Here is a 20551-nt window from a genome sequence, read left to right on the forward strand (position 1 = left end):
GCTTAATAGATAACCACTTGGTCCTCGTTAGGCACTTGAGATGACAATGGCACAGTTTGGTTTGCGCGAAGTATTGGGCAGAAATATTGAATCGGCAATAGTCAATCAACCGGCCGGCACAATTGAAAACAAAGGCTCCAGTCAACTTGTTATCATCGTTGAGCGCAAGGAAGATTGGAGTAAATACTTTCCAAGTGAAGATCTGGTGACGGCCCAGGAGTACCTGGAACGACCGCGGGATAACGAGTCTGGCAAGCGTGTACAGGTCATCAATCTGTGTCGCAGCTACAAGTATCTCGGTCACGGTTATTACTGCTCGCTCTTGGCCGAGGCAAGGGGTCATAAAGTAATTCCGTCGGTCAAGACCATAAGTGAGTTGGCCAGGAAGTCACTCTATGGTCTGGCCCTGGATGATATGGAAAAGACCCTCGAGAAGAGCCTAAACAATAATGTTTATGCCAGTGCTGAAGGCTTTACTTTGAGTCTTTATTTTGGCTGGACTCATCTGGAACCCTTGCAGTCCATCGCCCGCCAACTGTTTGAGGCTTTTCCCTGCCCGATACTTCTGGTTGAGTTTCGCAAGGCCGATGGCTGGCAGATCGCCGGGGTAAAAGCCGGGTCCATGCACAAGTTACGCGAAGATCAGGAGGATCAGTTCGCCAATGCCCTGGACGGATTCAGTCGCAAAATCTGGCGTGTGCCCCGATCCAGGCGCATGGCGCGCTACGATCTGGCCATCCTGCATGACCCCGAGGAAGCGTTACCCCCCTCGAATGCCAAGGCACTGGAGAGTTTCGTGCGGGTCGGCCGCGGCATGGGTATCGATGTCGAGATGATCGAACGCAAAGACTACTCGCGCCTGGCCGAGTATGACGCACTGCTGATCCGCGAAACCACCAGCGTCGACAATCACACCTACCGCTTCGCTAAAAAGGCCGAGAGCGAAGGGCTGGTGGTGATGGACGACCCAACGTCGATTCTGCGCTGCACCAACAAGGTTTATCTCACCGACCTGCTGCGCAGCAACAAACTGGCGATGCCGGCCAGCGAGATTCTCTACAAGGACAACCCCCAGGAACTGCAGCAAGTGGGTGAACGTCTGGGCTTCCCGCTGGTAGTGAAAATCCCTGACGGTTGTTTCTCCCGGGGCGTGATCAAAGTGGAGAACCAGGAGCAATTGCTGCGGGCGACGGCCGAATTGTTCGAGCACTCGGTGCTGCTCCTGGCGCAGGAGTACCTCTACACCGAGTACGACTGGCGCATCGGCATCCTGAATCGAAAACCGATCTTCGCCTGCCAGTACTTCATGTCGAAAGGTCATTGGCAGATCTTCAACCACAAGGCCCAGGGTGCCGATGTCATTGGCGAATGCCGCACGTTACCCATCCACGAAGTCCCTCGGGCAGTGGTAGAGCTGGCGGCAAAGACAGCCAGCCTGATTGGCGACGGGTTGTACGGTGTGGACCTCAAGCAGGCAGGTGACAAAGTGGTCGTCATCGAAGTGAACGACAACCCCAACCTGGACGCCGGCATCGAGGACGCTTACTTGCAGGACGACCTCTACACCCTGGTACTGGAAGAGTTCGTGCGCCGGCTGGAGCACAAGCGCCGTGGCCAGATCTGGTAGACAACCGGCACACATCCGGGAGAGCCCCGATGATAAAAAGTTTCCAGCTCGCCCAAGGGGCGCTGTACGCGAGTGAAAGCCTCGACAGCCAGGTGTTGCTGTTCGTCGATCCGGACACTGCCGAGCGCGAGCTGCTCAAACGCCGGTTCCGCATTGATGAGCATGCGCTGGCGTCAGCGCTGGATCCCGATGAGGTATCACGTATCGAGTTCCACCCGGACAGCCTGTTCCTGATCTGGAAGCGTCCGGAGAATTACTCGGGCGGAGACAGTTTCTCCTTTGAGGTGTCCTCTTTCGGTCTATTGTTGCAGGCAGAGCGCCTGGTGCTCATCGCGCCAGACGACTCGCAAGTACGAGGTCTGGGTACCCGCCATGACTTGCAGGCACCGCTGGATGTGTTGCTGGATATGCTGTTCAGCAACATCCATCACTACCTGGGTCACCTGAAGGTGATCAAGATGGTTGCCCGCGAGCTGCAGCAGCGCTTCAACAGCTCGATGCACAACCACCACCTGATACAGATGTTCAATCTCAGTGAAAGCCTGATCTATTACATCAACGCCATCCACAGCAATGGCACGGTGCTTTCGCGGTTGCGTAACCATGCGCAAAAAAACCACTTTGATGCGCAGCTCATCGAGTTGATCGACGACCTGATCATCGAGAACACCCAGTGCTACAAGCAGGCGGAGATCTACTCCACCGTGTTTGCCGGCCTGATGGACGCGCGCGGCAACCTGGCCAACAACACCATGAACGAAATGCTGCGCAAGCTGACGTTGATCAACGTGGTGTTCCTGCCCCTGAACCTGATCGCCAGCATCGGCGGCATGTCCGAATTCAGCATGATGACCAGTGGGGTGCCGTGGTGGCTGGCCTATCCGGCACTGGTCATGGCGATGCTGTTGTTGGGCGGGGTGATGGTGTTGTTCCTGAAACGCCTGGCCCGGGATTTTCGTGGAGGGCATCCCGTGGGCGCGGTGAGTACAGCCTCGCGTCCGGGCGCTGCAAAACGATTTTTCACCCGCGTGTTCTCGTGATGGGTGCAGGGTTCTGCCAAGGAGATGTAGATGAACAATACCGTGATGGGTTTATTGGTGGTCACCGCGATCCTGCTGGTGGGCGCTGTGGGCTTTTACCTGGATTTCATCAGGAACAAGGACAAGCCTAATTGAACGCCGCCGTTCATACCGCGCAGGGGCGTTGGCCATCTCGTCTACATCACGGGATGAACCGATAGCCAGCGCCGGTTTCAGTCACCAGATGGCGTGGCTGCGAGGGATCGGCTTCGACTTTCTTGCGCAGCCCGCCCATTAACACCCGCAGGCAGGGCGTGTCTGTCGTGTGTGAAAGGCCCCAGACCGCTCTGAACAGTTGCATATGGGGCAGCACCGCGGACACGGGCAAGCAACTCCCCGGTCTGTATCGCTGAACGCCGTAAGGAGTGGGTGTTTTTTTAAGTATTGATGTATTTATTACGCCATCCATATGCCGAGCAATAGCAGTGCCCAAAACACGATGATGACCAGGGCAGCAATTTTATTAACAGGTCGCCCGGTCTGTGATTTTTCCCATTCAATGGCCTTGATTTCGCACGCTGCCAGCACCTGTGACGGCATCAGATAGATCGCGAGCCAAATACCCATTGGCAGAATGATGAGATCATCCAGATAACCAAGTATCGGGATAAAGTCGGGAATCAAGTCGATCGGGCTCAACGCATAAGCGACCACCAGCATGGCAATAAATTTAGGTAACTTTGGCGTCTCCGGGTGGTGGCAACAGAACCAAAGCACCATGGTTTGTTTTTTAAGCGTTTTCGCCCACCGCTGCAGTCGTTTGAGGATGCTATTCATGGCAGAAAAATCCGGGGTGCTGGGAAGGCTCGGGTCAGCCAGGTAGCCCGGTCGATGGGAGCGCAATCTACGTCTAGAGTCTAGGTAAAGTGGGTGTGACTGTCCTGGCCGCCACCTCTCAGGGACGATGCAATCACTGACGTTCACATCTGGCGGGTTTTTCTATGAGTGCAGAGCCGTTCTGGTCCAGGTACCGACCCTTTCGAGGTATCGCATCAATCGGCTCTACCGAGCCGTTCGATTTGCTGCACGGGTTCTCGATTATCAGCTTCCTGATTATCGGTGTCGTTGCCATTGGCCTGGGGTCGCTGTCGACCCGCTTCCTGATGAATGAGAGCCTTGAGCGCGATGCGCTGTTGTCGGCTCAGTTCATTCAGTCCGTGGCTATTGGGGAAATCCGCCATCACGACCTCTCCGGCATGCAGATGGGCGCGGTTTTGGCGCCCTCGGTGTATAGCATGTTGAATGAAGAGACAGTGCGTAACCGGGGAAGAGCGCGATCCGAATTTCTCGATCACCTCGCCCATCTTCCAGACATTCTATTAGCGACAATCTATTCGCCTGAGCGTGTGGTTGTGTGGTCAACCAATCCGGCCCTGATAGGACGCACGGTTGTTGCAGATGCGGCGTTGGACGCGGCCTTTATATCCACGGGGAGTGTTTCGGCGAGATACAACGATGTTCAGGATGGGCGGATCGAACAGCAGTTTGTCCGTGCGCCGCAGGAGTTCTTCGTTGAGAACTACATTCCCTTGATTGATGATCAAGGGAATGTCCTGGCGATGGTGGAAATCTATAAAGAGCCCGTGGATTTAATCGAGCGGGTAAATCGAGGCTTTCGTTTGATCTGGATGGCCACCGCGCTGGGTGGCCTGGGCATTTACTTCGGGCTGTTCTGGATCGTGTGGCGTGCATCGAAGTTGTTGGCGTCCCAGCAGGACCAACTGGTCGCTAACAAGACCTATGGCGGGCTGGTCGAAATGTCGACTGCGGTGGCGCACAGCATGCGTAACCCACTGGCAAGCATCCGTACCAGTGCCGAGTTGGCGCAAAGCATGGAGGGGCAGCCGGCGAGGAAAAACATTGCGGATATTGTCAGCCAGGTTGACCGCATGTCGATTTGGGTGAGGGATCTGCTGTTGTGTTTGCGTCCATTGCGAGGCGAGTCAGAGCAGGTCGATCTGGTCGGTGCGGTTCATTCGGTACTGAGCTCTTTCGAACAGCAACTGGCTTACTCGAAAGTCAAGGTAGCGTTCGTTTCCGGGCCAATCCCGCTGGTGATAAGTCATCAACTGCTACTGGCCCAGGTGCTTAACAGTGTGATCGCCAATGCCATAGAGGCGATGGCGGAGGGCGGCCGGCTGGATATCAGCACCACCCTGTCCGCGGATGGGCAAAAGCTCTACCTCTCGATCAACGACACTGGTAAAGGCATGACTCGCCAGCAGGAGATGATGGCCTTCAAATCCTTCTACACCACCAAACTGGGCGGACTGGGTATCGGCTTGATCATGGTCAAACAGATCATGGAGCGCTTTGGCGGGGAAGTTAGTCTCAGTAGCGAAGAACAGGCGGGGACCCGTGTTTGTCTCTGTTTCAAAGTTGCTAGCTGACCCTTTACTGAGACACCTTGTCCGTCGACGCTGCACGCACAGCATTTCGATTCGATAAGGACTCGATGATCCGACATTCTTCAATCACACCACCCTGGCAGCACGCGATCAATCGTGTCAGCTCGCTTTCCAGGCCTTGTAGATCACGGATGCGGTCCCTTACTTGAGCAAGTTGTAGTTCGACTTTGGCATCGACCGCTGCGCAGGAATGTTCCTTTCGATCAGCCAGGCCGAGCAATTCGCGCACATCGTCAAGGCTGAAACCCAGCCCACGGCTGCGGCGAATGAACAGCAGCCGATCACGCTCCGTCTCCGTATAGAGGCGGTACCCAGCGGGCGTCCTGGCAGCTAAAGGCAGCAACCCTTGCTGTTCGTAATAACGGATCGTCACTGCCTTGGTGTCTGTGGCCTTGGCCAACTGACCTACGGTGTAGGTTGATTCAGTCATGGTGCTTGACCTTATAGTTGCTAGAACCTTCATGCTATCGCAATCGATCATGCGTGAGGATGGGAAAATGGACAGCTGCTGCGAAAACAAAGCCGGTGAACTGGCGCAGTTGCGCGCCCGACAAAGTCGCATCCTCTACATCGTTCTGGCCATCAATGCAGTGATGTTCGTGGTGGAGTTTGCCGCCGGTCTGATTGCGGGCTCTACTGCGCTGCTGGGCGATTCGCTGGATATGTTTGGTGATGCCTCGGTTTATGCGGTGACACTGTTTGTGTTGCACCGAAGCGTCCGAGCACGCGCCGGCGCTGCCTTGTTCAAAGGTGGCTTTATGCTGCTCTTCGGGCTCGTGGTGGTCGCCGATGCTGCACGCAAGCTGATCCTGCAAGAAGTACCGGCAGCGGACTGGATGGGGGTGGTCGGGCTTATCGCATTGATTGCCAATGGTATCTGCTTCTATCTGCTGTTCAGTCACCGCAGTGATGACTTGAACATGCGCTCGACCTGGCTGTGTTCACGTAACGACCTGATTGCCAATAGCAGTGTGATTGTCGCGGCCGGCCTGGTGGCCCTGACGGGTAGCCTGTGGCCTGATATTGCGGTGGGCCTGGCCATTGCCGCACTGTTCCTGCATTCCGCTGGACAGGTTCTTCGCGAAGCCTGGCATGAATGGAAGGTCAATCCGCAGCCGGAGGTGGTAGCCGGGCCTGCGCAATGTTGCGCAGCGGAATCTACCGAACCTGCTGCTGCCTGCTGCGCTCCCGCTTCCAGTGCGGCCTCAACCTGCGCGGGGTCAAAGCCTGTGTTGGTAAGCCTCTGTGAGCCCGGACAATCCCCGGCAGAACCGGCTGAGGTCAAGTCGTGCTGTGGGCCCAGGCAGTCGACCTGACCGGCTACAACATTTGCATAGGCATGATGCAACGAATCGGACGATCGCTGGCTGCACGCGTCTGGCATCAACCGGGAGAGCGTGCCTGAACCTGCGCTCCGGGCTCACCCGCACTACCCGCAAGGGTAGGTCGCAAAACTACCCCTTCAGGCAATATTGCTTCGCGTTTTACCTGCATAGCATGGGCTTTCCATCTGATCCAACTCCTGGAAAGCCGCATGCAAACAATAATAAAGCGCGCAAACCTGCACCCCACCGTGTTGGCGACCGCCATCGCGCTGGCGTGGGGAACGCAGGCTCAAGCCGTGAACTTCACGCTCGGGGAAATCGAAGGCACCTTCGATTCGTCACTGTCCATCGGCGCCAGTTGGGCGACCCAGGACGCCGATCCAGACTTCATTTCCAACTTCAACGTCATGGGCGAGGAGGGCCGTGCCGCCTCTCGTACCGCCGATGACGGCCGCCTGAATTTCAAGAAGCACGATGCCTTCTCGAAAATCTTCAAAGGCATCCATGACCTGTCGCTCAAGTATGAAGACTCCGGTGTGTTTGTCCGCGGCAAGTACTGGTACGACTTTGAGCTCAAGGACGGCGATCAGGACTTCTACGACATCGACGACCACGGCCGTGACCGTTCGGCCAAGGCCTCGGGTGCGGAGTTTCTCGATGCGTTCGTCTACCACAACTACCAGATCGGCGATTTGCCCGGCAACGTGCGCCTGGGCAAGCAAGTGGTCAGCTGGGGTGAAAGCACGTTCATCCAGAACTCGATCAACGCCATCAACCCGATCGACGTTGCCGCGCTGCGCCGTCCGGGTGCCGAGGTCAAGGAAGGGCTGATTCCGGTCAATATGTTCTACCTGTCACAAGGCCTGACGGAGAACCTTACCGCTGAAATGTTCTACCAACTGGAGTGGGACAAGACGGTCACCGACAACTGTGGCACCTTCTTCGGTGGCGACCCGGTGTCCAAGGGCTGCAATGACCGCCTGGTGATCACCGGCCCCGATTTTGCCCCCGGTGTGGCAAGCAACAGCCTGAACATTCAGGCGATTGCCCAGGGCCTGGATAACGCCTACATCCCGCGGGCCAAGGATCACGAACCAGGCGACAGTGGCCAGTTCGGCCTGGCCATGCGCTGGTTCCTGCCGGAGTTGAACGACACGGAAGTGGCGGCCTACGCGATGAATTACCACAGCCGCAGCCCGTACCTGAGCTTCACCCGCACCACCGTGGCGGGCGCACCGACCACTGCCAATACGCCGGACCGGGTGCGCACCGCCAGCTACTTTGTCGACTACCCCGAGGACATTCGTCTGTATGGCTTGAGCTTCCAGACCAACGTGTCTGGCGTAGCGCTCGGCGGGGAAGTCAGCTACCGCCCGAACATGCCCCTGCAGATCAACACGGCGGACCTGAACCTGGCCGCCGTCAACCAGATTGGCCTGATCAATGGCGTACCCGGTGCGGTATCGCCGGTGTTCGTCGACGGATTTGCCACCAATGCCCCGGGCGCTGCGATTCCAGGCTACAAGCGCATGCCGGTGACCCAGGTCCAGGTGACGGCCACCAAATTTTTCGACCAGGTACTGGCGGCAAGCCGCCTGACGCTGGTGGGCGAGGTGGGCTACAACCGTGTCTCGGGCTTGAGCACCGACACCGGTGATGTGCGCTTCGGTCGAAGCCCGACCTACGGTGCGGGCGCGCTGGTCGACAACGGCGCGGTCTGCACCGGGACGGCTGCCGGCACACCCACGGCCAGCAATCCGCAGCAGGAATGCAACAACAAGGGTTATTACACCAGCGACTCCTGGGGCTACCGCGTGCGCGGCAAGCTGGACTATCCCAACGTGATTGCCGGCATCAACTTTTCGCCGAGCCTGGCCTGGTCCCATGACGTCAATGGCACCGGCGTCAGCTTCGAGGAAGGCGCCAAGGCGGTCAGCCTGGGGCTGGATGCCGACTACCAGAACACCTACACCGCAAGCCTCAGTTACACCAACTACTTTGGCGGCGACTTCAACACGCTGGTGGACCGTGACTTCATGTCGCTCAGCGTTGGCGTGAACTTCTAAACCTGATTCCGTGGAGAGCTGAAGATGAAACCCATCACTTTTTTTCAGGGTGCGGCGCTGACCCTTACCTTGCTGGCCACCGGCGCCATGGCTGCGGTGTCGCAGCAGGAGGCCGACAAGCTTGGCACCACGCTGACGCCACTGGGCGCGCAGAAGGAAGGCAACAGCGACGGCAGCATTCCGGCCTGGACCGGCGGGCTCAAGCCCGGTGCGGCGAAAGTCGAGAAGGGCTTTCTGGGCGACCCGTTCGCCAATGAAAAACCGCTGTTCGTCATCAATTCGCAGAACGCCCAGCAGTACAAAGACAAGCTGACCGACGGGCAGATGGCGATGTTCAAGCGTTACCCCGACAGCTACCGGATTCCGGTGTTCACCAGCCATCGCACCGCGGCAAACCCGCAGGAAATCTACGATGCGGCGAAGAAAAGCGCCCTGAATGCAGAGGCCCTGGCCGGGGGGAATTACGTCGGCAACCTTGTCGCCTCGCGCTTCTATGCCTTCCCGCTGCCGACCAGCGGCATCGAGGTGTTGTGGAACCACCTGACGCGCTACCGCGGCAAGAACTTCCGCCGCCTGACCGCTCAAGCGACGCCGCAGACCAACGGATCGTTCACCGCGGTGGAGTTGAGCGATGAAGTCGGCTACCCGCAGTACATGAAGGACGCCGAAGGGAAAAAGGCCGATAACGTGCTGTTCTACTACAAGCAGGAAGTCACTGCGCCTTCGCGCCTGGCCGGCGGCGTGACGCTGGTGCACGAAACCATCGACCAGGTCACGGAACCGCGCATGGCCTGGGTCTACAACGCAGGGCAGCGCCGGGTCCGCCGTGCGCCCCAGGTGGCCTATGACGGCCCGGGCACCGCTGCCGACGGCCTGCGCACGGCCGATAATGCCGACATGTTCAACGGCGCGCCGGACCGCTACGACTGGAAACTGGTGGGCAAGAAGGAGCTGTACATCCCTTACAACAACTATCGCCTCGCTTCGCCGCAGCTCAAGTACAAGGACATGCTCAAAGCGGGGCATATCAACCCGGACTACACGCGCTATGAGCTGCACCGGGTATGGGAAGTGGTTGCCACCCTCAAGCCTGGCGAGCGCAACATCTACGCCAAGCGCCATATGTACTTCGATGAAGACACCTGGCAGTTGGTGGAGGTCGATCACTACGACGGCCGTGGCCAACTGTGGCGGGTTGCCGAGGGCTTTGCCATGGTTGACTACGAGCAACGCCTGGGCAACTACGCCGCCATGGTGATCAACGATCTGGTCGCCGGTCGCTACCTGGTCATGGGTCTGTCCAACGAGGCGCCACATGGCACCGAATATGGCACCAACCCGACCATGGCCGACTTTACCCCGGGTGCCTTGCGCAACGCCGGTATCCGCTGAACCCTGCGCCGCGATCGAGCCTCGATCGCGGCGTTTTTGTCTTCGGCCGGTCACAGGAACTAGTCCCTACGACCGATTGTGAAGGCAGGCCCCTGATGATTTGCTAGGCCCACTGTGCCGCCTGGCCAATAACAATTATCAGGTGTTGTCATGACCAGTCTTACGCTCAAGACACTGCATTCGCTGCCCCTGTCTTTGCCCAACTTGCCCGCACGGCACTTGCCCCGCCAGCATCTGGTTGACCTGTTGCTGGAAAAGCCCCAGCGCCTGCGCCTGCTGTGCGCGCCGGCCGGCTTTGGCAAGAGCACGTTGCTGTGCGAGGCCCTGCGCCAGCTGTCGCCACGGCACAGTGCCTGGGTGGCGATGAGTGGCCAGTGGCTGACCCTCGGGGCGTTCTGCCAGCAGATCGGCACCGCGTTCGGCGTCGCACCGGCGATCTACCGCGATGCGGATGCATTGCTCGTGTGGTTCAGCCAGTGCCAGCAGCCTCTGTGGCTGGTGCTCGACGACTTTCCCAGCCAGGGCCCCGACCCGATCGGCCAGTGGCTCGACCTGCTGCTGGGGCTGCCGGGCTGCACCTTGCAAGTGCTGGTCAGCTGCCGCCAGCGACCGCACCTGAACCTGTCACGCTTGCTGCTCGACGATGAACTGCTGGAACTGAACAGCCGCCAGCTGGCGTTCAGTCAGGAGGAGTTCGACCGCTTGATGGCCCTGCTGGCGCCCGATCGCTGTGCCAGCGACAACACCCTGCTCTGGCAGCAATCGCTGGGCTGGTGTGCCGCCACGCGGCTGCTGTGCGAGGCCTCGCAACAGCAGGGCTGCGCGTGGCTGCGCGAGTACCTGCAGCACGAGGTGCTGTCGCGCCTGACCGAGCGACAAGTGTCGGTACTCTGTGCCCTGGCCCACCTGCCCAGGTTCAACGCAGCGCTGTATGCGCACCTGTGGGACGACGACAGCGGCACCGATGCCTTTGAACGGATGCTGCGCACCAATGCCTATTTTCAAGTGCTGGATGCGCCAGGGCAGTGGTACAGCTTGTTGCCCGCGGTCGCCAATGCCTTGCGCGACCAGCTCAAGGGGCCTGCGCTGCAGCAACTGCGGCTGCGCGCGTGCCATTGGCTGAGCGCCGCCGGGTGCATTGACGATGCCATCGAGCTGGCCTTGTGTGCAGGCCAGCCGGACCTTGCGGCCAACCTGATGGATCGGCTGGGTTTTGACTGGCTGTTTGCCCGCCAGCATTTGCACCAATGGCTGGGCTGGTACGACAGGATGCCGCCGTCACTGCTGCTCGGCTCGCCGCGCTTGATCTTCCAGAGCGCCCGGGCCTTGCTGTTGAGCTGGCGTCTGGACGAAGCGCACAGCTGCATTGCTCGCCTTGAGCGGTTCCTGCCGCATCCCGACCCGGTGCAGCACCAGCGCCTGATTGCCAATTGGCAGGCACTGTGCGGCAGCCTTGAGGGCTTGCGTGGTCATGCGCAGGCGGCCCGTGAGCATTGCCGGCAGGCGCTGGCGCACCTGGGCAGTCATGACTGGCGCTCGGCGATTCTGTGTTGTTCGACCCTCGGCCGGGTCGAAATAGCCCTTGGCAACAGTCAGGACGGCCGCCAGTTGCTCCAGGACGCAGTAGAGATTGCACGGCGCCATGGTTGCCTGGCCAACGAAGTGCTGATCAACACCGATCGTATCCGCCAGGCGATTCTCTGCGATGAGCTGACCCAGGCCGAAGCGCTCCTGAACCAGAGCCTGGAGCTGACCCGCGCCGACACACGGCCAAGCCTGCTGCTGGGGCGCTTGCACCTGCTGCAAGGCGAACTGCACCTGTTGCGCGGCGCGGCAAGCGAGGCCGCCAAGGCGTTTGAACTCGGCATGGGCCTGGCGCGGGAAAGTGCTGACCCGTTCAAATTGCTCGGCTATATCGGCCTGGGCGAAATGGCCGCCAGACAAGGCGACTTCGACCAGGCAAGCCGGGCAATTCACGACGCCGAGCGGCACATGCATTGCCAAAAGGCCCAGGCCAGCTGCTATCAGTTGCTGCTGGACTTCCAGCGCCTGCGCTTGCTGGCGCACAAAGGCGAGTGGCACGCAGTCATACCCCTTGCCCTGGCCATGCAGGCACGGCTCAACCCGGAATCCGGCCGTATCGCACCTTTGCACACGCCGTCGTTGCCGCTGCGTATTCAGCTGGTACTGGCGCTTGCGTACCGCGGGCTTGGCCGCGTGGAGGAGGCGCGCACGGCGCTGTTGGCACTGCTCGAGCACTGTGGCCGGTTCACCTTCAACACGCTGGGCAAAGAGGCGCGGGTGCTGCTTGAAACGATCGAAGGCCAAGGCGATTTACCGTCGGCCAATCCTGCAGCCACCAAGGCCTCGCGCGTTGAACTGTCGAGCCGCGAGCTGTCGGTACTGAGCCTGCTGGCCACCGGCCTGACCAACCAGGAGATCGGCGACAACCTGTTCATCTCCCTCAATACCGTCAAGGCCCATACCAAGAACATCAACGCCAAGCTCGGGGTCAAGCGACGCGCGCTGGCGGTGATGCGCGCGCAGGAAATGGGCCTGCTGGTGCCATGAACCGAACTCATGCTGTTACCCCCCCCCATCCGCACAAGAAGGCCGGGCATCTGCTCGAGCCGCCACGCCGCTACAGAGGAAATCACTGTGAGTCATACCCGTACACTGGCTGCATTTCTGGCCGAGCTGAGCTACAACCAATTGCCCGACGCCGTGCTGGCACGCACCGAAGACCTGTTCCTGGACTGGCTCGGCTCGGCACTGGCCAGCCAGGGCGCGCACCCGATTCCGTTGTTCGAGCGCTATGCCGCGAAGATGGGCCCGGCTGACGGCAGCGCCAGCATTCTGGTCAACGGCCAGCGCAGCTCGCCGTACTTCGCTGCCCTGGTGAACGCCGCTTCCTCGCACCTGGTCGAGCAAGACGATCTGCACAACAGCTCGGTACTGCACCCGGCCACGGTGGTGTTCCCGGCAGCGCTGGCCGCCGCCCAGGACCTGGGCAAGAGCGGGCAGGAGCTGCTGCTGGCGTCGGTGGCAGGCTACGAGGCGGGCATCCGTATCGGTGAATTCCTGGGGCGCTCGCACTACCGCATCTTCCACACCACGGCAACGGTCGGCACGCTGGCCGCAGCGGTCGCGGTCGGCAAGCTGATGGACTTCGACGAAGAAGCCTTCATCAACCTGCTTGGCAGTGCCGGCACCCAGGCTGCGGGGCTCTGGGAGTTTTTGCGCGATGCGGCCGACTCCAAGCAACTGCACACCGCCAAGGCGGCTGCCGATGGCCTGCTGGCGGCCTACCTGACAGCTGATGGCCTGACCGGCGCACGCAATATTCTCGAAGGCGAGCAGGGCATGGCGGCGGGCATGTCCAGCGATGCGCGTCCCGAGTGCCTGTCTGATCGCCTCGGCAGCCGCTGGGCACTGCTGGAAACATCGTTCAAGTTCCACGCCTCGTGCCGTCACACCCATCCGGCCGCTGACGCACTGCTGGCACTGATGCAACGCGAAGGGCTGCAGCACGACCATATCGAACGGGTGATTACCCGCGTACACCAGGGGGCGATTGATGTACTGGGGCGGGTGAGCGTTGCGCAAACCGTCCACCAGGCGAAGTTCTCCATGGGCACCGTGCTTGGGCTGATCGCTGTCCACGGCAAGGCGGGCCTGACCGAGTTCGACCACTACGCCCTGAGCGATGCGCGGGTCGCCGCCTTTCGCGACAAGGTAACGATGCAACTGGACGCCGAAGTCGATGGCGCCTACCCACAGCGCTGGCTGGGTCGGGTCGATGTGCTGAGCATCGACGGACGCATCCTCCACGCCGCCATCGACTCGCCCAAAGGCGACCCGGACAACACCCTGTCGCGCGACGAGCTGGAGGACAAGTTCCGTCGCTTGCTGGCCTATGCCGGCGTGCATGGCGCCGACCAGGCCGCCACCCTGATCGAGCGCGTCTGGAACCTGCGCAACACGCCGAACCTCAGCGACTTGATGGCGACCGGCCAGGGCGGCGCAGGCGCACACGCCAAGGCCGCTGAGCGTTGCACCCTCGGGTCGGTCGCGGGTTGAAGTGGAGAAGTCGACGCGCCGGTGTCAGACCGGGCGCGTCGATGCCTGGCCCAGGGTCAGTCGAGCAGCCCCCTGGCCCGGGCAATGGCCACCGCCTCGGTGCGCCCTTGCGCACCGAGCTTGGCGTTGATGTTGCGCAAGTGGGATTTCACGGTGAACTCGGACAGGAACATCTTCTGGGCAATCGCCCGGTTGCGCAGTCCGGCGGCCAATAGCTGGATGACCTGGATTTCCCGGGTGGTCAGCGCTTCCCGTGCATCGCTATCGCCTGGCACCGCAGCACCGCTGTCGCCACCGCTGCCAGCGCGTTGCAGCAGGCTGGTCAGGAAACGTGTCTCGATGCCCAGGCTGCTGGCGCGGGCCTGATGGGAGACCGCCCAGCGCTGGAGCAGTTCGGCCAGCCGCGGCCCCTCATCGAGGAAGGTGCGCAAGAATCCTTCGTGGCTGGCGAAGCGCAGTGCCTCGGTCAGCTGTGCAAAGCCATCGTCCTGTTGCCCTGCGCCGTCCAGCGCCATGGCCAGCAGCAGGCGCAGTTTCAACGCCCGGCGATACTGCTGGCACTGATTGGCCTGAGCGATGGCGTCCTGCAGTTGCGGGGCGGCTACCGCGCCGTTGCCCTCGGCAACGTGCAGGCGCAGGCGAGCAATTGACGGCGTATCGACATCGCTGCCGTAGAAGTGAATGCCGGGACGCTCCCAGCTGCTGATCAGGTTGGCCGAGCGCAGGGCCTGCGCGGCAACGTCCAGGCGGTTCTCCAGGGTGGCGATGCGGGCCCGCTCCAGCCAGGCCGAGCACACCACCCGGTCCGAACCGGACTGGCGGCCGATCTGTTCAAGCTCGGCCAGGTAGCGCAGCCAGGTGTCTCGCTCGCCTTTCAAGTAGGCGATGCGTGCCAGCAGCACATGGCTGGAAATCAGCGAATCCGGCGGGCTGCCGTCTTTGGCGTGAGGCAGCGCCTCGGCAAGGTTGTGCTCGACTTCTTCCAGGGCATCAGCCTCATACAGCGGCAGCGACAAGGTGATATCCAGCGAGATCTTGCCGCCGAATGCGCTGCTGCCGTTCTCGGTCCATTGCCGCTGCGCCGCCGCTTGCAAGCGCGCCAGGGCGTTGCCCAGCCGCCCTTGAGTCAGGTCCAGAATGCCTTCGATGCAGCCAGTGACCAGCGTCAGGTAGGTCGCGCGATCGGGCGAGCTGCGTTTGACCGCCCGTGCGAACAGCTGGCGTGCTTCTTCATAGCGCCCGGTCACGAGCATGCTGAACGCCAGCGAGTTGACGACCACGCCGTACTGGAACGCTTCATCGAGCGGGATCTGGTCAATATGCTCAAGGCCGGCGACGTAGCACTCATCTATCTGGTCGGTGATGGCCAGCACCATGCAGCGAATGGTCCTGGCTTCCAGCTTGAACAGTTCGCGGGCGTCATCTTCTGCGCGCGCTTCCAGCTGTTCGACGATTCTCAAGGCGTCGCGGTAGCGGCGGTGCAAGGCCAGGGTCCAGGCGTAGGCCACATTGAGATTCGGGTGCAGCGCCAGGTATGTCGAGGGAATCCGATCGAGCCAGCTGAGCAACAGGCGCGAGCGGGCTTCGGCCATCAGTTGCCCGGCGTAGATCGCCAGACGGCTGGCCGCTTCGGCCGTGGCACCGGCTTGCAGCAAGTGCTCGATGGCAGGAATCGGCCGGTCGGCGGCGAAATACCACTGGGCTGCGGCGTGGTGCAGCGCTGCGGCGCGTCCAGGGTACTGCCGGTTCAACGCGCCCTTCAGGTAGCTGGCGAACAGGCTGTGGTAACGGAAACTGTGATGCTCGCTGTCCAGGGGGAAGATGAACAGGTTGCTGCGCTCAAGGTGCTCGATCATGGCCCGGCTGTCGTTTCGCCCGGTGACCGCATCGCACAGGGGCGCATTGAGCTGGTCGAGAATGCTGGTGTGCATCAGGAACAGCCGGCAGTCCTCGCTTTGCCTGGCGAGAATGTCTTCGGCAAGGTACTGGGCCAGTTCCTGGTTCGAGCCCGAGAAGGAGGCGACGAACGCCGCAGGGTCGGTGCGGCCCTGCAACGAGAGGCTGGCCAGGTAGATGGCAGTGATCCAGCCCTCGGTGCAGCGAAGCAGCGTGGCTATTTCATTGTCGCGTAGCGTCAGCTGGCGCTTCTCACGGATGAATCGGGTGGCCTCTTCCAGGGAAAAACGCAGTGCGGCGGGGTTGATTTCCACCAACTGCCCGCGTGCGCGTATACGGCCCAGGCCGATGTCGGGGGTGGTCCTGGAGGCAATCACCAGCACCCCGCACGGTGGCAGGGCGTCTATGAGGCGTTGAATGAAGTCTAGGACCGACGGGTTTTCAATGGCTTCAAACTCGTCAAGGACGATAGAAAACGGTTTCACGCAACTGCTGACGCGCTCCAGAATTTCCTGCGACTGCTCGGCCGCCGTGAGGCTGGCCAGTTGTGAGTCGCTCTCAGGGGCGTCACCGGCGGGCAGGTCGCGGATGCCGATGAACAAATGGCTGATAAGGCGTTGAATGTCGTTGTCGGCTTTATCCAGGTTCAGCCACAGCACACTGCGTCCGGCGGCCAGGCAGCGGTCGCGGTACTGCAGGAGCAGGGTGGTCTTGCCGAACCCGGCAGCGGCGCGCACCAGGATCAACCTGGCGTTCGCCACGGCGTCCATGGTGTCCAGCAAGTGGGCGCGGACAAGATGGCTCGGTGCGGCAATCGGGGCTGAAAGCTTGGCGTGCAGTACCTTGGCGCGGCTGATATGGCCAAGGTCCGTGGCGGCTGAGTCTTGGTGCTCCAAAGCGTCGGGCATACACATCTCCAGCAAGCGGGCTAGAGGGGGGGCGCGCAAAAACGCCGCCATGTTTCCGCTTTTATTGTTTTTTGAGTCTTGCATTGTGCCACGGCAAGTGTGGCAGGTATGCCGTTCGATCGAACTAGTTCACCGGACTACCGCTGCTGTGCTGCCGTTTGCCGGCAGCCGCGGGCTGCGCCGCGCCAACAAAGGGACTAGTCAGCGTTTCACCTCTTTGAACGATTGTTCTCGTTGGCCGCCGGCATAGGCTGGGACCTGTATGTAGCAACGGCTTGCCGTTAACGGCTATGCGATTTTCCGACAATAAAATAACAAGGGTGACGCAATGGAACAGGCTTACGATTTCATCGTGGTCGGGGGAGGCTCGGCCGGTTGCGCAGTGGCAGGGCGACTGGCGGATGCCAAGTGTGGCGAGGTGGCCCTGCTGGAAGCGGGCGGGCATGACCATCGTCCACTGGTGACGACGCCGGTCGGCATTGCGCTGGTGATCCCGCGTGCCGGTGAATTCAATTACGCCTACAACAGCCTGCCTCAGCCTGGCATGGCCGGTCGTGCCGGCTATCAGCCGCGCGGCAGGGGCCTGGGTGGCAGTTCCTCGATCAACGGCATGGTCTACATCAGGGGCCGCGCCTCGGACTACGACCACTGGGAACGCATGGGGGCCGAAGGCTGGGGCTGGAAGGACGTGCTGCCCTATTTCAAGCGCTCCGAGTGCAACGAGCGGGTCGCCGGCCGGGATGACGATCCCTTGCATGGCGGTAGCGGCCCGCTGCACGTGACCGACCCGCGCTCACCCTGCGCCATGGCCCGGCACTTCCTTGAGGCGGCCAGCAGCGCCGGGCATGCCTATAACCACGACTTCAATGGCCCCACCCAGGAAGGCGTCGGCTACTTCCAGGTGACCCAGCGCAACGGCGAGCGCTGGAACGCGGCCCGCGCCTACCTGCACCAGGGCAACACGGGCGATGGCCAGCTCAATGGCGGTCGCGCCAATCTGCATGTCCACGTGAACACGCAGGTACTGCGGGTGCTGTTCGAGGGGCACCGGGCAGTGGGTGTCGTGGTGCTCAAGGATGGTCGCGAATACGTGCTGCGTGCCCGCAAGGAGGTCATCCTCAGTGCCGGCAGCCTGATCTCGCCGCAGCTGCTGATGGTCTCCGGTATCGGCCCGGCAAAGCACCTGCAGGACAACGGCATCGAGGTGCTGGTCGACGCGCCGCAGGTCGGCAAGAACCTGCAGGAGCACGTCGATGTGATTTTGCACAAGCGCCTGTTCCGCACCGAGCTGTTCGGGGTTTCGGTGCGTGGCGTGTTTCGCTATCTGTGGGAGCTGATCAAGTACCGCGGCCGGCGCGAAGGCATCTTCACCCGCAGCTTCACCGAGGCCGGGGGCTTTCTGAAAACCGACCCGGCGCTGGCCGAGCCGGATGTCCAGCTGCATTTCGTGATGTCTGCCGGTGACAACCATGGGCGCAAGTTCCGCTACGGCCACGGCTATTCGTGCCATGTCTGCGTCCTGCACCCCCATAGCCGGGGCGAGGTGCGCCTGGCATCGGCCGACATGCGTGACGCGCCGCTGATCGAGCTCAATATGCTCGCCGATGAGCGCGACATGGACGTCATGCTCAAGGGCGTGCATCAGGTCCAGGACATTCTCCAGCAGCCTGCGCTGGCGCGCTTCGGTGGCAAGGCGCTGCACTTTGCCGGGCTGAAATTCGACGGCAGCGATGACCGGCAGATCAAGCAGATCATCCGCGAGCGCGCCGATGGCGTGTATCACCCGGTGGGCACCTGCCGGATGGGCAGTGACGCGGCGTCCGTGGTCGATCCGCAACTGCGGGTACGCGGGGTCCAGGGGCTGCGCGTGGTCGACGCCTCGGTGATGCCAAGGGTGGTCGCCGGCAACACCAATGCCCCCTGCATGATGATCGGTGAAAAGGCTGCAGACCTGATCATCGCCGACTGCCGCGCGCCTGCCGCCGCGGGCGACAGATCACGACCAGCGCTGGCCTAGCCGCCACGATCCACGTGCCGCAAACCGTCCTGGTCTGCGGCACGTGCACCCTCGGGAACTCCCCTAGTTCATTCGGACCAGTGCAAATCCCCGGTCAGGTTCATCCCTTTGATCGACGCTGATCGGTCGCACTCTCCTTAGTATCAAACCCACAAGAACAACAGCTTCAGGAGCTCGACCATGTACCTGACCCAAGGCTTGCAGCGCATGCTGCAACAAGAGCCGGACCAACTCGCCACGATCTACCGTGGCCGCCGCCAGACCTATCGCGAGCTCGGGCAGCGGGTCAGCCGGCTGGCAGGCGCGTTGCGTGCGCTTGGGATGAACGGCGACGATCGTGTGGGCATGCTCGCACTCAACTCCGACCGCTACCTGGAATACATGCTGGCCACCTGGTGGGGTGGCGGTGTGTTGAATCCGGTGAATATTCGCTGGAGCGTCCCGGAGATCGTGTTCTCCCTGGACGACTGCGATACCGGCATCCTGATCGTCGACGATCACTTCCTGCCGATGGTCGAGCAGATCTGCGCCACGGCCCGTCGCGCACCGATTGTCATCCATGCTGGCGACGGCCCGGCGCCGGAAGGCATGTACGCCTACGAGCAACTGATCGCTGAAACCGCACCGATTGCCGATGCGGGGCGCGGTGGCAACGACCTGGCGTCGATCATGTACACCGGCGGCACCACGGGCTTGCCCAAAGGTGTCATGCAATCGCACATGAACCTGTGGTCATCGGCCATCGCCCGCGCTGCGCAGTTTCCGTCCCTGGAAAACAGCCGGGGCCTGCATGTCGCACCGCTGTTTCACACCGAGGCCATGGCCCGTGCAGTGGGGATGTTCGTGGTCGGCGGCACCCATGTGCTGATTCCAACTTTCGACCCATTGGAAATCCTGCAAACCATCGAGCGTGAACAAGTCAACGAGATGCTGCTGGTGCCGACCATGCTCCAGGCGGTGGTCATGCACCCGGACTTCGCCCACTACGACTTGAGTTCGTTCAAGCGCCTGGCCTATGGCGCATCGCCCATTTCGCCAACCTTGCTGGATAAGGCCATGGCGGCACTGCCCGGCATTGAGTTCATGCACGCCTACGGGCTGACCGAGGCCGCGCCGGTGGTGTCGGTCAGCCCGCACTCCAGCCATGGCCCCGAAGGCATTGCCAGCGGTCGCGTGCGCAGCGTCGGGCAGGGTGGCTACGGCGGCATGGTCCGAGTGGTCGATGAACATGGCAATGAAGTTCCACGCGGCACCGTGGGTGAAATCGTCGCCTGCGGCCCGAACATCATGCAGGGCTACTGGAACCGTCCGGAAGAAACCGCCAAGGCCCTGAAAAACGGCTGGTTGCACACCGGTGACGGCGCTTACATGGACGAGGACGGCTATCTGTTCATCGTCGACCGCCTCAAGGACATGATCGTCACCGGCGGCGAGAACGTGTTCTCCGCCGAAGTCGAGAACGTCATCGCCCGCCATCCCGCAGTCGCCATGTGCGCGGTGATCGGCATTCCCCACGAGCGCTGGGGTGAGGCAGTGCATGCGGTGGTGGTGCTCACCCCAGGCAGCGAACTGACCGAAGCCCAGGTGCGTGAACACTGCGCCAGCCATATCGCCGGCTTCAAGTGCCCGAAATCCGTGGACTTCGTGGCGGCATTGCCGCTGTCGGCCGCCGGCAAGATCCTCAAGCGCGACCTGCGCGAACCCTACTGGAAAGACCAGGCCCGAGCAGTCAACTGATCCCGGCCAACCCTTG

Annotated in this window: 14 protein-coding genes; 10 read left to right on the forward strand and 4 right to left on the reverse strand. The window is 61.3% G+C overall.

What is annotated here, in order from left to right:
* Window positions 1-40 precede the first annotated feature (40 nt).
* On the forward strand, window positions 41-1627 hold the full coding sequence (locus U9R80_RS12140) for a RimK family protein (RefSeq protein ID WP_301843027.1): 1587 nt from the start codon (window positions 41-43) through the stop codon (window positions 1625-1627).
* A gap of 29 nt (window positions 1628-1656) precedes the next feature.
* The gene (locus U9R80_RS12145) at window positions 1657-2667 is read left to right on the forward strand and encodes a magnesium transporter CorA family protein (protein ID WP_301843030.1); all 1011 of its coding nucleotides are present in this window, start codon (window positions 1657-1659) and stop codon (window positions 2665-2667) included.
* 181 nt (window positions 2668-2848) lie between these two features.
* On the opposite strand, the gene U9R80_RS12150 is transcribed toward U9R80_RS12145, so the two are convergent.
* Window positions 2849-3007 carry a winged helix-turn-helix domain-containing protein gene (locus U9R80_RS12150; RefSeq protein WP_324805039.1) on the reverse strand — a complete coding sequence of 53 codons (159 nt, stop codon included), beginning with the start codon at window positions 3005-3007 and terminating at the stop codon, window positions 2849-2851.
* Window positions 3008-3102: 95 nt separating this feature from the next.
* Window positions 3103-3483: a YkvA family protein gene (locus U9R80_RS12155; RefSeq protein ID WP_301843033.1), complete on the reverse strand. Its 381-nt coding sequence runs from the start codon at window positions 3481-3483 to the stop codon at window positions 3103-3105.
* 164 nt (window positions 3484-3647) lie between these two features.
* Between U9R80_RS12155 and U9R80_RS12160 the strand changes: the two genes are divergently transcribed.
* Complete coding sequence (locus U9R80_RS12160) at window positions 3648-5096, forward strand: sensor histidine kinase (protein WP_301843034.1); 1449 nt, start codon at window positions 3648-3650, stop codon at window positions 5094-5096.
* A 4-nt stretch (window positions 5097-5100) separates the two neighbouring features.
* Here U9R80_RS12160 and U9R80_RS12165 read toward each other — a convergent pair whose 3' ends face one another.
* Window positions 5101-5544, reverse strand: a complete 444-nt coding sequence (locus tag U9R80_RS12165; protein ID WP_301843035.1) for a MerR family transcriptional regulator — start codon at window positions 5542-5544, stop codon at window positions 5101-5103.
* A gap of 67 nt (window positions 5545-5611) precedes the next feature.
* Here U9R80_RS12165 and U9R80_RS12170 point away from each other — a divergent pair, with 67 nt between their 5' ends.
* The 5 genes from U9R80_RS12170 (at window position 5612) to U9R80_RS12190 (ending at window position 13977) form a co-directional block, all read left to right on the forward strand.
* Window positions 5612-6430 carry a cation transporter gene (locus tag U9R80_RS12170; RefSeq protein ID WP_301843058.1) on the forward strand — a complete coding sequence of 273 codons (819 nt, stop codon included), beginning with the start codon at window positions 5612-5614 and terminating at the stop codon, window positions 6428-6430.
* A gap of 218 nt (window positions 6431-6648) precedes the next feature.
* Window positions 6649-8505, forward strand: a complete 1857-nt coding sequence (locus U9R80_RS12175; protein ID WP_301843036.1) for a DUF1302 domain-containing protein — start codon at window positions 6649-6651, stop codon at window positions 8503-8505.
* Window positions 8506-8529: 24 nt separating this feature from the next.
* Window positions 8530-9897 carry a DUF1329 domain-containing protein gene (locus U9R80_RS12180; protein WP_301843039.1) on the forward strand — a complete coding sequence of 456 codons (1368 nt, stop codon included), beginning with the start codon at window positions 8530-8532 and terminating at the stop codon, window positions 9895-9897.
* A gap of 150 nt (window positions 9898-10047) precedes the next feature.
* Window positions 10048-12468: a LuxR C-terminal-related transcriptional regulator gene (locus tag U9R80_RS12185; protein ID WP_301843041.1), complete on the forward strand. Its 2421-nt coding sequence runs from the start codon at window positions 10048-10050 to the stop codon at window positions 12466-12468.
* Window positions 12469-12555: 87 nt separating this feature from the next.
* Window positions 12556-13977, forward strand: coding sequence for an MmgE/PrpD family protein (locus U9R80_RS12190; protein ID WP_301843042.1), 1422 nt, complete (start codon window positions 12556-12558; stop codon window positions 13975-13977).
* Between the two features lie 56 nt (window positions 13978-14033).
* Here the strand turns inward: U9R80_RS12190 and U9R80_RS12195 are convergent, their stop codons facing one another.
* Window positions 14034-16781 (reverse strand): LuxR C-terminal-related transcriptional regulator, encoded by a 2748-nt coding sequence (locus U9R80_RS12195; RefSeq protein WP_301843044.1) that lies wholly within the window; start codon window positions 16779-16781, stop codon window positions 14034-14036.
* A 328-nt stretch (window positions 16782-17109) separates the two neighbouring features.
* Here U9R80_RS12195 and U9R80_RS12200 point away from each other — a divergent pair, with 328 nt between their 5' ends.
* Together U9R80_RS12200 and U9R80_RS12205 are read left to right on the forward strand one after the other, a co-directional pair.
* Window positions 17110-18798 (forward strand): GMC family oxidoreductase, encoded by a 1689-nt coding sequence (locus U9R80_RS12200; protein WP_301843046.1) that lies wholly within the window; start codon window positions 17110-17112, stop codon window positions 18796-18798.
* A 180-nt stretch (window positions 18799-18978) separates the two neighbouring features.
* Window positions 18979-20535: a long-chain-fatty-acid--CoA ligase gene (locus tag U9R80_RS12205; protein WP_301843047.1), complete on the forward strand. Its 1557-nt coding sequence runs from the start codon at window positions 18979-18981 to the stop codon at window positions 20533-20535.
* The last annotated feature ends 16 nt before the right edge of the window (window positions 20536-20551 follow it).

The sequence above is a fragment of the Pseudomonas sp. JQ170C genome (genome assembly GCF_035581345.1).
Taxonomy (GTDB): Bacteria; Pseudomonadota; Gammaproteobacteria; order Pseudomonadales; family Pseudomonadaceae; genus Aquipseudomonas.